Source organism: Kocuria salina, assembly GCF_013368965.1.
In the GTDB taxonomy this organism is placed as follows: Bacteria; Actinomycetota; Actinomycetes; order Actinomycetales; family Micrococcaceae; genus Kocuria; species Kocuria rosea.
In genome coordinates, this window is record NZ_SSSF01000006.1 from 190,196 (window position 1) to 204,943 (window position 14,748).

The following is a 14,748-nucleotide window of genomic DNA, read 5'->3' on the forward strand; positions in this document are numbered from 1 at the left end:
TTCGGTCCCCTTCGGCTCTCCCGTATGGTGCGTCCCTCCCATTCTGGCCCACCCCCGTGCCGCGCACCGCCGCGTCATGTCTGGTCCCGTGCCGGGGCGCGGTGCTAGCTTGACGGAACGCGACCAGAGCGCCGTCGACGCCGCCGGCACTCGGAAGGAGCCACCGTGCTGTCAGACACCTCGTACCCCGTCGTCAAGGCCACGCTGCCCGTGGTCGGGGACAACATCCAGGAGATCGCCCGGCGCTTCTACGCGCACATGTTCGGCGAGCACCCCGAGCTCCTGGACGGGCTGTTCAACCGCGGCAACCAGGCGGACGGCCGGCAGCAGCAGGCGCTGGCCGGGTCCGTGGCCGCCTTCGCCGGCTACCTGGTGAACAAGCCGACCGAGCTCCCGGACCACCTGCTGTCCCGCATCGCGCACAAGCACGTGTCCCTGGGGCTGCACCCGGACCAGTACCAGATCGTGCACGACAACCTCATGTGGGCCATCGTGGACGTCCTGGGCGACGCCGTGACCCCGGAGGTCGCCGCGGCCTGGGACGAGGTCTACTGGCTGATGGCCAACGTGCTCATCAACCAGGAGCGCGGCCTCTACGAGGCGGTCCGGCTCTCCCCCGAGACCGTCTGGCGGACCTGGCGGGTGGTCGAGAAGATCCCGGAGACCGAGGACGTCACGACCTTCGTGGTGGAGCGCGTCGACGAGCGGGAGGTGAAGCGGTCCCTGCCCGGCCAGTACGTGACCCTCAGGATGGAGATGCCCGACGGCGTGCTGCAGCCCCGGCAGTACAGCCTGACCCGCGCCGACGACGGACAGCACCGGCGCTTCGCGGTGAAGCGGGTGCGCGGCAACGGCACGCCGGCCGGCGAGATGTCCACCCTCCTGCACGAGACGGTGCAGGTGGGGGACGAGGTGGTGCTCTCGGTGCCCTCCGGCGACGTGGTCCTGGAGTACTCGGACCGGCCGCTGGTGCTGGCCAGCGCGGGCATCGGCGTCACGCCGATGGCGGGCATGCTCTCGCACCTGGTGAAGGACGGCTCCCAGCGCACCGTGCAGTTCCTGCACGCGGACGCCTCCCCGGAGACGTTCGCGCTGCGCGGGCAGATCGAGGAGGACCTCGCCGCCCTGGAGGACGGCTCCCTGAAGGCCTGGTTCGAGCAGCCGCGGGCGGCCGGCGAGCGCGCCGAGAACGAGTACGAGGGGTTCATGGACCTGCGCGCCGTGGAGCTGCCGCACGACGCGCAGTACTACCTGTGCGGGCCGCTCCCCTTCATGCAGGCCGTGCGCAGCGCGCTCGTCTCCCGCGGAGTCCCGCCCCGGGACATCCAGTACGAGGTGTTCGGCCCGGACCTCTGGCTCGCCGACTTCGAGTGACCGGCCGTGCAGGCCCCGGGAGAACGACCGGGGCAGGACCAGGACACGGCCCGAGGGCCGGACGACGACGACGGAGGACACGATGACGGACACGCACGGCAACCACGTGGAGGAGCTGGCGGTCAACAGCTGCTGGGACCTGCTCCGGGACGCGGGCGTCGGCCGCCTCGCCGTGTGGGTGGAGGACCACCCGGACATCTTCCCGATCAACTTCGTGGTGGACCACGGGACCCTCGTCTTCCGCTCGGCCGAGGGGACGAAGGTCGCCGGGGCCCTCACCGACGTCCCCGTGGCGGTGGAGATCGACGGGTACGACGAGCCCGCCGGGAAGGCGTGGAGCGTGGTGGTCAAGGGCCGCGCCGAGCGCATCCAGCAGGTCCAGGAGCTCACGGACACCCTCGACCTCCCGCTGTTCCCGTGGCAGGCGGGGCGCAAGGGCATCTTCGTCCGGGTCGTGCCGTCCCTCGTGACCGGCCGCCGGTTCCCGGTCGCGGACCCGGAGGTGTGGCGCACCCCGCTGTCGGGGGTGCGGCGCTCCCCCGACGAGTGAGCCTGCGCCGGGACGTGCTCCTCCGCCGGGCCGCCCCGCTCCCGAGCTGACCGCCGGCTGCGGTCCGGGCCGCGCGTCCGGCGCCCGGACGGCGGTCAGGTCCGGGCCCGCTCGTCGTCCTTGCCCCCGTTGCGCACGGTGAAGGTGAGCACCAGGGCGGCCACCGCGAACACGGCCAGCAGGGTCAGCCCCACGAAGTAGCTGTTGTTCTCGGCGTCGTAGGTGGCGCCCATCACGAGCGGCGGGAAGTAGCCGCCCAGGCCGCCGGCGGCCGCGATGATTCCGCCGATCGTGCCCACGTCCTTCGCCGGGGCGGCGCGTCCCACCCACCCGAACACGCCGCCGGTGCCCAGGCCGAGGAACACCGCCATGGCCAGGAACGTGGCGCCGTAGGCCACCTCCTGGATCGGCTGCAGCGCCACGACCATCGCGAGGACCGCCGTGCCGACGAGCGAGGTGATCGTGACGATCTTCGGGCCGAGGCGGTCGGCGAGGATCCCGCCGACCGGGCGGGCGACCACCGCGGCGAGGGCGAAGCCGGCGGTGCGGGTCCCGGCCGCGGTGGCGTCGAAGCCGTAGACGGTGTTCAGGTAGGTGGGCAGGTAGTTGGAGAACGCCACGAACGCGCCGAAGACCACGCCGTAGAGGAAGCACAGCTGCCAGGTCACCCGCAGGGTGAAGGCGTGCCTGATCCGGGGCAGCACCGGCTGCGGCACGGCGCCGGCGCGGACCGGGGACTCGCGCAGCCCGAGCCAGCAGACCACGGCCATGGCCGCGACGATCGCGGCGATGACCGCGTGGGCGCCCAGGTACCCGATGCCCGCGACCAGGCGCGGGGTGACGAACGCGGAGACCGCGGTGCCGGCCATGCCCGCGCCGAACACGCCGGTGGCGAAGCCCTTGCGGTGGGACTCGTACCACGCGGAGCAGAACGGGATGCCGATGGCGAAGACCGTGCCGGCGATGCCGAGGAAGAACGCGACGACCAGCAGGAGCCCGAAGCTGCCCAGCTGGCCCACGAGGGCGGTGAGCAGCACCAGCGGGGCGGTCAGGGCGAGGATCGCCGTGAACATCACCCGCCCGCCGAAGCGGTCCGTCAGGGCGCCGACGGGCACCCGGGCGATGGAGCCGACGAAGATCGGCATCGCCACGAGCAGCGCGGTCTGCGAGGAGCTGAGCTCCATCCGCTCCGCGTAGCGCCTGGACAGCGGGCCCACGATGGTCCAGGCCCAGAAGCCCGCGGTGGACGCCAGCGTGGCGAGGAGCAGGTTCCGCAGCTGGCCGGAGCGCAGGTCCGGGGCCGCGGTGCCCGGGGAGGCGGCGGACGACGACGAAGATGACATGGCGGTCCTCGCAGATGGGGCTGGTCAGCGGCGGGTGCCGGCGCGGTTGCGGTGGGCGCTCCTGTCCCGGTCCTGGGTCCCGACGGGGTCCCAGCCGCGGCGCACCGGCACGGACCCGGTGGACCGGTGGTCCCGGGAGCGGTAGACGATGTACGGCCGGAACAGGTAGTGCACGGGGGCGGTGAACGCGTGCACCAGGCGGGTGAACGGCCAGACGGCGAAGAGCCCCATGGCCCACAGGGCGTGCACCTTGAAGGAGATCCCGGCGGCCGTCATCGCGGCGACGTCCGGCTGCAGGATCCAGATCGAGCGGAACCACGGGGAGACCGTCTGGCGGTAGTCGGGCACGGAGTGGTCGAACACCGAGATGAGGGTGGTGCCCAGCCCCGTGAGCAGCGCGGCCACGAGCATGACGTACATGAACTTGTCGTTCTTGGTGGTCGCCATGAACACGGGTCCGGTGGTGCGCCGGCGCCAGATGAGCATGATGATCCCGAGCAGCGTGCCCACGCCGGCCACGAGCCCGATGCTCAGGGCCAGGAAGTGGTACATCCCCTCGGTGACCCCCACGGCCTCGGTCCAGGTCTTCGGGATGATCAGACCCATGACGTGGCCCGCGAGCACGGCGAGGATGCCGAAGTGGAACAGCGGGGAGGCGATGCGCAGGATGCGGGACTCGTAGAGCTGCGAGGACCGGGTGGTCCACCCGAACTGGTCGTACCGGTACCGCCAGACGGTGCCGCCGATCACGACCGCCAGCACGACGTAGGGCAGCACGCCCCAGAGCAGGATGTCGCCGACCCCCACGGAGGCGGCGGCCGGGGCCGCCGCCTCGAGGGGGAGGGAGGTCCCGGGCGCGAGCAGGCTCGCGGCGGTGGCGGTCATGCGCTGTTCCTTTCGGTGACGGGCAGCAGCCGGGGGTCGTACGGGTCGAGGCCCACGGACTCCGTGGGCGGACCGTAGCCGGCCATCCGCAGGGCGGCGTCCCGGTCCTCCGGGGAGACCCCGGGCAGGGTGGAGCACACGAGGGCGACGACGCCGTGGTACGGCAGGCCGTCGTCGCGCAGCGCCAGCCGCAGCAGCTCGAGGGACGGCCGGTAGCGCTGGAGCAGCTCGTAGCCGTCCTCAGGGGAGACCTTCGCGGCGAACTCGAGCACGAGCGGCAGGTAGTCCGGCAGCTCGGCCCCGTCCAGCTGCGCGCCGTGGGAGCGGTAGACCTCCTTGAAGGCGGCGAGCGCCTCGCCCCGCCGCCGGGTGTCCCCGTCGGTCCAGTAGGTCAGGTGCAGGCTGTGCCGCCGGGAGAGGTCGAACTCCTGGACGTAGTCGGCCTGCACCTGGTCGAGCGGGCGGGCGCGCAGCCAGTCGAGGAGGTCCTCGGGCACGGGCGCGCCCACCTCCTCGAGGGCTTCCCGCAGGACGGGCAGCATGACCAGGAGCTCGTGGTCGGGATAGCCGAGCAGCACGGCGGCGGCCTGCCGGGCCACCGCGCTGCGCCGCGGGTGCCGGTCCGTGCAGCGCCCGGGGTCGAGAGTTCCCCTGCCGGCCTTGCCCAGCAGCCTCTCCAGCAGGCTCACGGCCGGTCCCCGTCCTCGGAGCGCGGCGGGAACAGCCCCGCGGGCGCCCCTCGGCCGTCCCAGTTGAGCAGGTTCACGCGCCCGGCCATCTGCTGCTCCGAGGTGGCGGACTCGCCGGTCTGTCGCGCCCGCAGGGCGTTGAAGTTCTCCACGGCCACGGGCGTGGGGCGCCCGGAGGCCTCGCCGAAGACGCCGGTCTGGCCCATCCCGGGCCCTCCGTCCACGTCGAGGGAGCAGCCGATCTCCTCGAGGTTGTGGGCGTCCTCCAGATGGGCGGAGGGGATCACGTAGCGCTCGTCGTACTTGGCGATGGCCATGAGCCGGTACATCTTCTGGATCTCGGAGCCGGTCATCCCGACGCCCTCGGCGATCGACTCGTCCGGGGCGTCCCCGAGGGCGATGTCCCGCATGTAGGAGCGCATGGCCGCGAGCTTGCGCAGCACGTCCGTGACGATCTGCGTGTCCCCGGCCGTGAACAGCTCGGCGAGGTACTCCACCGGGATGCGCAGCGAGTCGATGGCGCCGAACAGGTTGCCCGCGTCCTCGCCGTCGTGCCCCTGGTCCTTGAGCAGGTCCACCACCGGGGACAGCGGCGGGACGTACCAGACCATCGGCATCGTCCGGTACTCCGGGTGCAGCGGCAGCGCCACCCGCAGCTCCTTGGCCAGGGTGTAGACGGGGGACCGGCGCGCGGCGTCGAGCCAGTCCTCGGGGATGCCCTCGGCGCGGGCCGCGGCGACCACCCCCGGGTCGTGCGGGTCGAGCATCAGGTCCAGCTGGGCCTCGTAGAGGTCCCGCTCGTCCGGGGTCGCGGCGGCCTCGGTGACCCGGTCCGCGTCGTACAGGAAGATGCCGATGTAGCGCAGCCGGCCGACGCACGTCTCCGCGCAGACCGTGGGGATGCCCACCTCGATCCGGGGATAGCAGAACGTGCACTTCTCGGCCTTGCCGGACTTGTGGTTGTAGTAGATCTTCTTGTACGGGCAGCCGGTGACGCACTGCCGCCAGCCGCGGCAGCGGTCCTGGTCCACCAGCACGATCCCGTCCTCGGTGCGCTTGTAGATCGCCCCCGAGGGACAGGAGGCCATGCAGGACGGGTTCAGGCAGTGCTCGCAGATGCGCGGGAGGTAGAACGCGAACGTCTGCTCGAACTCGAACTTGATCCTGTCCTCGGACTCGCGGCGCACCTTCTCCACGATCGGGTCCAGGTGGCCGGCCTCGGTGACGCCGCCGAGGTTGTCGTCCCAGTTGGCGGACCACTCGATCTTGGTGTCCTTCCCCGTGATCAGGGACTTGGGGCGGGCCACGGGGAAGTCGGTGCCGGCGGGGGCGTTGGTGAGGGTCTCGTAGTCGTAGGTCCACGGCTCGTAGTAGTCGTCGAGCTCCGGCTGGACGGGGCTGGCGAACAGGCCCGCCAGCTTCGCCCAGCGCCCGCCCGACTTCAGCTTGAGGTTGCCGCGGCGGTTGAGCTCCCAGCCGCCCTTCCACTTCTCCTGGTCCTCGTACCGGCGGGGATAGCCCTGCCCGGGACGGGTCTCCACGTTGTTGAACCACACGTACTCCGTGCCGGCGCGGTTCGTCCACGCCTGCTTGCACGTCACCGAACAGGTGTGGCACCCGATGCACTTGTCGAGGGCCATCACCATGGCGACCTGGGCCATGACTCGCATCAGTACTGGACCTCCTGGGAGCGCTTGCGGACCACGGAGACGATGTCGCGCTGGTTGCCGGTGGGCCCGAGGTAGTTGAAGGCCCAGGACAGCTGCGCGTAGCCGCCGATCATGTGGGTGGGTTTGACGAGGATGCGCGTGACCGAGTTGTGGATCCCGCCGCGGCGCCCGGTCGCCTCGGACTTCGGCACGTCGATGGTGCGCTCCTGGGCGTGGTGGACGTAGACCACCCCGGCCGGCATCCGGTGGGAGACGATGGCCCGGCCGATGTAGACGCCGTTGGTGTTGACGCACTCGACCCAGTCGTTGTCGGCGACCTCGATGAGTGCGGCGTCCTGGGGGCTCATCCACACCGTGGTGCCCCCGCGGGACAGGGAGAGCATGAACAGGTTGTCCTGGTACTCCGAGTGGATCGACCACTTGTTGTGCGGCGTCAGGTACCGCACGGCGATCGACAGCTCGCCGCGCTCCCCCAGCTGCGGCTCGCCGAAGAGCCGGTGCATGTCCAGGGGCGGCCGGTAGATCGGCAGGGTCTCGCCCATGTCCTTCATCCAGTCGTGGTCCAGGAAGAAGTGCATCCGCCCGGTGAGGGTGTGGAAGGGCTTGAGCCGTTCGATGTTGACGGTGAACGGGGCGTAGCGCCGCCCCCCGGTCTCGGAGCCGGACCACTCCGGGGACGTGATCACCGGGACCGGGGCGGCCTGGGTGTCGGCGAAGGTGATGCGCTTCTCCTCGGAGCCGCGGGCGAGGTCCGCGAGCTCCACCCCCGTGCGCTTCTCGAGGGTCTCGAAGCCCTGCACGGCCAGCTCCCCGTTGGTGGTCCCGGAGAAGAGCAGGATCGCCTCCGCCATCCGCGCGTCGGTGTCCACGGCCGGGCGGCCCGCCGCGGCCCCGGAGTCGAAGACCCCGTGCAGGCGCGCCAGCTGGTCCACCTGGTGGGAGACGTCGTAGGTGATGTGCTTCGTGGTGAAGCCCAGCCGCTCGGCCAGGGGCCCCACCGCCGAGAACTTCTCCCCGATCGCGGTGTAGTCCCGCTCCACGACCGCGAGGTTGGGCAGGTTCTTCCCGGGCACGGCCGGCAGGTCGGTGTGCTTCCAGTCGGGCGCGTGCCCGCCGGGCTGGGCGATCTCCCCCGGGGTGTCGTGGGTGAGCGCGGTGGCCACCAGGTCCTTGCGCACCCCCAGGTGGGTCCGCGCCTGGCGGGAGAACTCCTCGGCGAGCAGCCGGAACAGCTCGTAGTCGGTCTTGGCCTCCCACGGCGGGTCGATCGCCGGGGTGAACGCGTGCACGTACGGGTGCATGTCCGTGGAGGACAGGTCGTGCTTCTCGTACCAGGTGGCGGCGGGGAGGACGACGTCGGAGAGCAGGGTGGAGCTCGTCATCCGGAAGTCCGCGGAGACCAGCAGGTCGAGCTTGCCCTCGGGCGCCTCCTCGTGCCAGGTGACGTCCTTCGGCCGGGACGCGGAGTGGTCCCGGCCCATGACGTTGTGGTGCGTGCCGAGGAGGTGTTTGAGGAAGTACTCCTCGCCCTTCGCGGAGGACCCCAGCAGGTTGGAGCGCCACAGCACCAGGGTGCGGGCCCAGTTCTCGGGGGCGTCGACGTCCTCGACGGCGAAGCGCAGCTGTCCCGACTTCAGCCGGTCCGCGACCCACCGGGCCTCGTCGGGGGCCTCCCCCCGGGCCACGCCCTCGGCGGCGAGGTCCGCGACGTCGAGGGAGTTGCGGTCGAACTGCGGATAGAACGGCATCCAGCCCATCCGGGTGGACTTCGCGACCACGTCCGCGGTGTGCATGCCCTTCAGGTGCCCCTCCGCCAGGGGCGACTGGAGGGAGTCGGACGAGTAGCCGTCGGAGCGCCACTGGTCGGTGTGCATGTACCAGAACGCGGTGCCGATCATGAAGCGCGGCGGGCGGGTCCAGTCGGTGGCCGCGGCCATCGCGGCCCAGCCCGTGATGGGGCGGGCCTTCTCCTGCCCCACGTAGTGCGCCCACCCGCCGCCGTTGCGCCCCTGGCACCCGCACAGCATGAGCATCGCGAGGATCGCCCGGTAGGTGACGTCCCCGTGGTACCACTGGCAGATGCCGGCCCCCAGGATGATCATCGACCGGCCGCCGGACTTCTCCGCGTTGGCCGCGAACTCGCGGGCGGTGCGGATCACGGCCCGGGCCGGGACCGAGGTGATCTCCTCCTGCCACGCCGGGGTGTAGGGGGTCGCGACGTCGTCGAGCCCGGCCGCCCAGTCCCCCGGCAGGCCCTCGCGGCCCACGCCGTACTGGGCGAGCATCAGGTCGAAGACCGTGGTGACCGTCCGTCCGGCGACCTCGGTGACGGGCACGCCGCGGCGCAGCACCGAGCCCTCCCCCGTGGCGTCGGTGAAGGCGGGCAGGTGCACCGCGCTCACCGAGCCCTCGTAGGAGGAGGCGTCCGCGAGCGAGAGCGCCGGGCGCACGCCCTGCAGGTCGAGGTTCCACTTCCCCTCGTCCTGCTCGTTGTAGCGGAAGCCCATGGACCCGTTCGGGACCACCGGCGTGCCGGCGTCGCGGTCGATCAGCACGGTCTTGAACGCCGCGTCGGAGGCCGTCGCCTCGCCCCCGCCCAGGTCCGCGGCGGTGACGAACTTGCCGGGCACCACGGTGCCGTCCTCGCGCTCGTCGAGGGTGACGAGCATGGGCAGGTCGGTGTACTGCAGGACGTAGTCCTCGAAGAACGGCACCCGCCGCTCCACGAAGTTCTCCCGCAGGATCACGTGGCCCATCGCCATGGCGAGCGCGGCGTCCGTGCCGGCCTGGGCCGGCAGCCACTCGTCGGCGAACTTCGTGTTGTCCGCGTAGTCGGGGCTGACCGAGACGACCTTCGTGCCGCGGTAGCGGGCCTCCACCATCCAGTGCGCGTCCGGGGTGCGCGTGACCGGGACGTTCGAGCCCCACATCATGAGGTAGGTGGCGTCCCACCAGTCGCCGGACTCCGGGACGTCGGTCTGGTCTCCGAAGACCTGGGGGCTGGCCACGGGCAGGTCCGCGTACCAGTCGTAGAAGCTGTTCATCACACCGCCGATGAGGTTGATGAACCGGGCCCCCGCGGCGTGGGAGACCATGGACATCGCGGGGATCGGGGAGAAGCCGGTGCACCGGTCGGGGCCGTAGGTCTTCACGGTGTGCACGTGGGCGGCGGCGGTCATCTCGAGGGCCTCCTGCCAGCTCGAGCGCACCAGGCCGCCCTTGCCGCGGGCCTGCTGGAAGGCCCGGCGCTTCTCCGGGTCGCCGACCACCGCCTGCCACGCCAGCACGGGGTCCCCGCCCACCTGTTCCTTGGCCGCGCGGTACATCTCCAGCAGCACCCCGCGGACGTACGGGTAGCGGACCCGGGTGGGCGAGTAGGTGTACCAGGAGAAGGCGGCGCCACGGGGACAGCCGCGCGGCTCGTACTCCGGGCGGTCCGGGCCCACCGAGGGGTAGTCGGTCTCCTGCGCCTCCCAGGTGATGATCCCGTCCTTGACGTAGACCTTCCAGGAGCACGAGCCCGTGCAGTTCACCCCGTGCGTGGAGCGGACCACCTTGTCGTGGCTCCACCGGTTCCGGTAGAACGCGTCACCGGCCCGCCCGCCCTCGCGGTAGACCGCGCGGCCGTCCGGGGACTCCTCCCAGCGGGTGAAGAACTTCCCGAGCTTGAGCAGGGCGTGGGACGCGGGGCCATCGGTGCCCGGCGGAACGGAGCTGGCAACCATGGTGCCAACCTATCGAATTCGGCATTCTGAATTAGGATTTTCTTGTGGACCAATGAACGGCAATTCGGTGGAAAAGAATTCATGACACATCAATTTCAGAATTCATTTTCCGTCAAGAATTCCGGCACCCTTGTTTTTCTCGGCGGAAAGGGGATGACCGAGCCCCGGCTCTCGCGCGGACGGGCGCCGGCCGGGACTAGCCTGGCCGGATGGACCGACCGACCCTCCGCCCTCCCGGTGACCTCCGCCCCGGCGTGCGCCTCGACGTGCGCGACGACGGGCCCCCGGACGGGGAGCCCGTCCTGCTGCTGCACGGCTTCCCCCAGGACGGCACGAGCTGGTCCGGGGTCGCGCCCGTGCTGCGGCGCGCCGGCCTGCGCACGCTGGTGCCCGATCAGCGCGGCTACTCCCCCGGCGCCAGGCCCCGGGGTCGCCGCGCCTACCGGCTCGAGCTGCTCGTCCAGGACGCCGTGGCGCTGCTGGACGCCGCCGGGCTGGAGCGCGCCCACGTCGTCGGCCACGACTGGGGCGGGATCGTGGCGTGGACCCTCGCGGCCCACCGGCCGGAGCGGACGGCGTCCCTGACGGTGGCCTCGGTCCCGCACCCCCGGGCGCTCGCCCGCTCCCTGACCCGCTCGCCGCAGGCGCTGCGCTCGGCCTACGTCGGGGCCTTCCAGCTGCCCCGGCTCCCGGAGGCGCTGCTCGGTCCGCGCCTCGAGCAGCTCCTGCGCCGCTCCGGCCTGCCCGCGGCGGAAGCCGCCCGCTACGCGGCCCGGATGCGGGAGCCCGGCGCGCTCACCGGCGCCCTGAACTGGTACCGCGCCCTGCCGCTGTCCCGGCTGCGCACCGGACCGGTGGACGTGCCGACCACGTACGCGTGGGGCGCCCGGGACCCCGCCCTGGGCCGGCGGGCCGCGGAGCTCACGGCCGAGCACGTGCGGGGGCCCTACCGGTTCGTGGAGCTGGACGCCGGCCACTGGCTGCCGGAGACCCGTGCCGAGGAGCTGGCGGGACTGGTGCTCGAGCGCGTCGGCGGGACCGCGAACACCCCGTAGCGGCTCAGCCCCGCGGGGAGGGTCCCTCGGACGGCGCGTCCTCGCGCCGGCGCCGGGGGGTCCCCGCGATGCGCAGCGCGGCCTGGACCGCCAGCAGCGCGAACGCCGCGTAGTAGATCCCCACGGAGGGGTAGAGCTGGGGGACGGTGCCGTTCCAGCCCACCAGGGTGAGCACGAACAGGATGCCGCCGAGCACGAGCAGCCCGAGGTGCGCGGTGCCGAAGGCGCCCCGCTCGCCGCGGCGGGCGAGGAAGAGCGCCAGGACGGCGAAGAAGATCGGGAAGAGCATCTGGCCCACCACGGTGATGCCGTTCTGGTGGTACTCGTAGCGGCCGAGCGCCTGGATCACGGCGGTGGCGGCGAGGAGCAGCGGGGCGAGCAGGGACGTCATGGGGACCTGTTCTGTGCGATCGTCCGGGCGGGGGCGCGGACCAGTCTAGCGAGCGGCGGGGACACCGCCGCGGCGCCCCGGGCCCGGCCGGAGCCGCCCCGGCGGTGGTGGGGTCCTGCGGTGGTGCGGCCCTGCGGTCCCGCGGGCCGGGCGCGCACCGGGTCAGTCGAGCAGCAGCAGCTCCACCGGGGTCCCCGCCGGCAGCTCGGCCCCGCCCGCCGGCACGAGCGCGAGGGCGTTGGCCCGGGCCGCGGCGGCCAGCAGGTGGGAGCCGGGCCCGCCCGCCATCCGCACCGTGGCGCCGTCCCAGACGGCGCGGCGCACCTGGGTCCGCCCGGGCAGCGGCCGGACGGCCTCCGCGAGGGGCCCCGTGCGGCGGGCCCGCGGCGCCGGGGCGCCCACGGTCCCGGTCAGGGCGGGGCGGAGGAACATCTCGAAGGACACGAGGGTGCTGACGGGGTTGCCGGGCAGGCAGACGAAGGGAACGCCGCCCGGTGCCGCGAGGCCCTGCGGCCCCCCGGGCTGCATCGCGACGTGCACGAACTCGCCGTGGGGCGCGAGCACCTGCCGGACGACCTCGTAGGCGCCCTCGCTGACCCCGCCGGAGGAGACGAAGAAGTCGGGCCTCCGCGCGGTGTCCTCCGCCAGGCGTGCCGCGAAGGCGCCGGCGTCGTCGGAGAGCAGGTGGGCGCCGACCACCTCCACGCCCGCCTCCGCGAGCTGGGCGCGCAGGATCGCCGCGTTCGCGTCGAAGATCTGGGCCGGGCCGCGCGCGGCGCCGGGCGCCACGACCTCGTCGCCCGTCGTGTAGAGCACGGCCCGGGGGCGGGCGCGCACGGTCAGCTCCGCGCACCCCAGCGCGGCCGCGAGCCCGATCCGGGCGGGGGTGAGCCGCTGCCCCGCGACCAGCGCCGTGTCCCCGGCGACGACGTCCTCGCCCGCACGGCGGACGAACCTCCCGGCCGGCTGGCCCGCCGGGAGCCGGAGGTGCGTCCCGGGTGCCGGGAAGCCCCCCGGCAGCGACTCCTCGACGGGCACCACGGCGTCCGCGCCGGGCGGCAGGGGCGCGCCGGTCATGACGGGGGCCGCCTCCCCGGGACCGAGCGGGCCGGGGACGTGGCCGGCGGGCACGGGGGCGACGACGACGAACGAGGTGCGCCCGTCCTCCCCGGGCGCCGTCCGGCTGTCGGCGGCACGGATCGCGAAACCGTCCATCTGGGAGTTGTCGAAGGGCTGCAGGCTCAGGGGCGCCACGAGGTCCTCGGCCAGGACCCGGCCCGCCGCGGCCGCCAGCGGCAGGGTCTCCGTCCGGGCGCGGAGACCCCGCAGGGCCTCCGTGACCGCGCGGCGGTGCTCGTCGACGCTGCGGACCGGATGCTGCGCGTGCCTGCTCATTCCTCCAGCGTAGGTGCCGGGGCGCGCCCGTCCTGGCAGGATCGGGGCCATGACGCAACGGGATGTGGAGCACACGCCGGACGGCCGGTGGATCGTGGTGGACGGACGGCGGTGGCGCCGCCAGGATCCCGGGCTGCCCGAGGACGTCGCGGCCCGGCTGACGTCCCACCTGGGCCGGGCCCGGGCGGCCGTCCGCACGGTGCGGCGGGACGGCACGGAGGAGGAGCTGCGGGCCGTGCGGGACCGGGTGGGGATCGCCAAGCTGGGCCTCGGTGAGCGCGGCACGCCGTGGTGGGAGCAGTCGCCCGCCGAGCAGGAGGCCCGGTGGACGGATGCTCTCGCGCGGCTGGACGAGCAGGCCCCGCCGGAGCCGGCGTGACGCCGTACGGCGCCCGGGGCGTTCTCGGCGTGCTGGGGACTGATTACACTGGGCGGACCATCCCGGCACGCCGAGCACCGTGCGGGCCGGGGACGACCACCGAGGCGGTGACATGAGCGTTTCCCTGGGACTGCCGCGGCTCCGCGATGCGGGTCCGGGCCCGAGCGGTGCACCGCGGGAGGCGGGGCTCGTGGACCGCCACGGCCGCCGCGCCACCGACCTGCGACTGTCGGTGATCGACAAGTGCAATCTGCGCTGCACCTACTGCATGCCCGCCGGAGGTCTGCCCTGGCTGCCCGCCGCCCAGCTGATGACCCCCGCCGAGATCACCCGCATCGTGCGCGTGGGCGTCGAGCAGCTCGGGGTCACCGAGCTGCGCCTGACCGGCGGGGAGCCCCTGGTGCGGGCCGACCTCGAGGAGATCGTGGCCGGGGTGCGGACCGCCCACCCCGAGCTGCCGGTCTCGCTGACCACCAACGGCATCGGTCTGGCCGCCCGCGCCCAGGGCCTGGCCGAGGCCGGGCTGACCCGGATCAACATCTCCCTGGACTCCCTGGACGCGGCGACCTTCCGCGCCCTGGCCCGGCGGGACCGCCTGGCCGACGTGCTGGCCGGGGCGGAGGCGGCGGCCGCGGCCGGGCTGACCCCGGTGAAGATCAACGCGGTGCTGATGCGCGGGGTCAACGACCACGAGGCCCCCGACCTGCTCGCCTGGGCGCTGGCGCGCGGCTTCGCGCTGCGGTTCATCGAGCAGATGCCCCTGGACGCCGACCACGGCTGGACCCGGGCGGACATGGTCACCGCCGCCGAGATCCGCCACCGGCTCGCCGGCCGGTTCCGGCTGGCCCCGCACCCGGGCCCGCGCGAGGGCGCCCCGGCCGAGCTGTGGGACGTCCACCCCCGCACGGCCAGCGCCGCCCCCGTGGACTCCGGCGCGACCTCGGACGCGACGTCCGCGGCGCCCCCCGCCGCGTCCTCCGCTCTGCGCCCCGGCGCCCAGGACCCGCCGCTGGGCACGGTGGGCGTCATCGCCTCCGTGACGGAGCCATTCTGCGCCGACTGCAAGCGGACCCGGATCACCGCCGAGGGCAGGATCCGCTCCTGCCTGTTCTCCCACGAGGAGGTCGAGCTGCTGCCGCTGCTGCGGGCTGGTGCCACCGACGCCCAGCTGGCCGAGCGCTGGCGGGCGGCGATGTGGGCGAAACCGGCCGCCCACGGCATGGACCACGTAGGCCTGGACTCCCCCGACTACGTCCAGCCGGAGCGCTCGATGAGCGCGATCGGAGGCTGAG

Annotated in this window: 12 protein-coding genes; 5 read left to right on the top strand and 7 right to left on the bottom strand. The window is 73.1% G+C overall.

Features of this window, described 5'->3' with window-relative positions; all coding sequences use genetic code 11:
* Positions 1-165 precede the first annotated feature (165 nt).
* Both E7Z53_RS13275 and E7Z53_RS13280 read left to right on the top strand, forming a co-directional pair.
* A complete protein-coding gene (locus tag E7Z53_RS13275) occupies positions 166-1,374 on the top strand; it encodes a globin domain-containing protein (RefSeq protein WP_176337946.1) in 1,209 nt (402 codons plus the stop codon).
* Between the two features lie 82 nt (positions 1,375-1,456).
* Positions 1,457-1,924, top strand: a complete 468-nt coding sequence (locus E7Z53_RS13280; RefSeq protein ID WP_017832125.1) for a pyridoxamine 5'-phosphate oxidase family protein — start codon at positions 1,457-1,459, stop codon at positions 1,922-1,924.
* Between the two features lie 95 nt (positions 1,925-2,019).
* On the opposite strand, the gene E7Z53_RS13285 is transcribed toward E7Z53_RS13280, so the two are convergent.
* The 5 genes from E7Z53_RS13285 to E7Z53_RS13305 are packed head-to-tail and all read right to left on the bottom strand — an operon-like array spanning position 2,020 to position 10,236.
* Complete coding sequence (locus E7Z53_RS13285; RefSeq protein WP_176337947.1) at positions 2,020-3,267, bottom strand: MFS transporter; 1,248 nt, start codon at positions 3,265-3,267, stop codon at positions 2,020-2,022.
* Positions 3,268-3,291: 24 nt separating this feature from the next.
* Complete coding sequence (narI, locus tag E7Z53_RS13290; protein ID WP_017832127.1) at positions 3,292-4,152, bottom strand: respiratory nitrate reductase subunit gamma; 861 nt, start codon at positions 4,150-4,152, stop codon at positions 3,292-3,294.
* The gene (narJ, locus tag E7Z53_RS13295; RefSeq protein WP_095651028.1) at positions 4,149-4,841 is read right to left on the bottom strand and encodes a nitrate reductase molybdenum cofactor assembly chaperone; all 693 of its coding nucleotides are present in this window, start codon (positions 4,839-4,841) and stop codon (positions 4,149-4,151) included. The genes narI and narJ overlap by 4 nt, the downstream gene beginning before the upstream one ends.
* Positions 4,838-6,511 (bottom strand): nitrate reductase subunit beta, encoded by a 1,674-nt coding sequence (gene narH / locus E7Z53_RS13300; RefSeq protein ID WP_176337948.1) that lies wholly within the window; start codon positions 6,509-6,511, stop codon positions 4,838-4,840. Before narH ends, narJ begins: the two co-directional genes overlap by 4 nt.
* Entirely contained in the window at positions 6,511-10,236 is a 3,726-nt protein-coding gene (locus E7Z53_RS13305) for a nitrate reductase subunit alpha (RefSeq protein WP_176337949.1), read from the bottom strand. The genes narH and E7Z53_RS13305 overlap by 1 nt, the downstream gene beginning before the upstream one ends.
* Positions 10,237-10,445: 209 nt before the next feature.
* Between E7Z53_RS13305 and E7Z53_RS13310 the strand changes: the two genes are divergently transcribed.
* On the top strand, positions 10,446-11,291 hold the full coding sequence (locus E7Z53_RS13310; protein WP_017834535.1) for an alpha/beta fold hydrolase: 846 nt from the start codon (positions 10,446-10,448) through the stop codon (positions 11,289-11,291).
* Positions 11,292-11,295: 4 nt separating this feature from the next.
* Here E7Z53_RS13310 and E7Z53_RS13315 read toward each other — a convergent pair whose 3' ends face one another.
* Both E7Z53_RS13315 and E7Z53_RS13320 read right to left on the bottom strand, forming a co-directional pair.
* Entirely contained in the window at positions 11,296-11,682 is a 387-nt protein-coding gene (locus tag E7Z53_RS13315; RefSeq protein WP_017834534.1) for a hypothetical protein, read from the bottom strand.
* Positions 11,683-11,844: 162 nt separating this feature from the next.
* Positions 11,845-13,077, bottom strand: coding sequence for a molybdopterin molybdotransferase MoeA (locus tag E7Z53_RS13320; protein WP_176337950.1), 1,233 nt, complete (start codon positions 13,075-13,077; stop codon positions 11,845-11,847).
* Positions 13,078-13,126: 49 nt separating this feature from the next.
* On the opposite strand from E7Z53_RS13320, the gene E7Z53_RS13325 reads away from it, so the two are divergent.
* The gene (locus tag E7Z53_RS13325) at positions 13,127-13,456 is read left to right on the top strand and encodes a hypothetical protein (protein ID WP_035925846.1); all 330 of its coding nucleotides are present in this window, start codon (positions 13,127-13,129) and stop codon (positions 13,454-13,456) included.
* 112 nt (positions 13,457-13,568) lie between these two features.
* Positions 13,569-14,747: a GTP 3',8-cyclase MoaA gene (locus tag E7Z53_RS13330; RefSeq protein ID WP_176337951.1), complete on the top strand. Its 1,179-nt coding sequence runs from the start codon at positions 13,569-13,571 to the stop codon at positions 14,745-14,747.
* The last annotated feature ends 1 nt before the right edge of the window (position 14,748 follow it).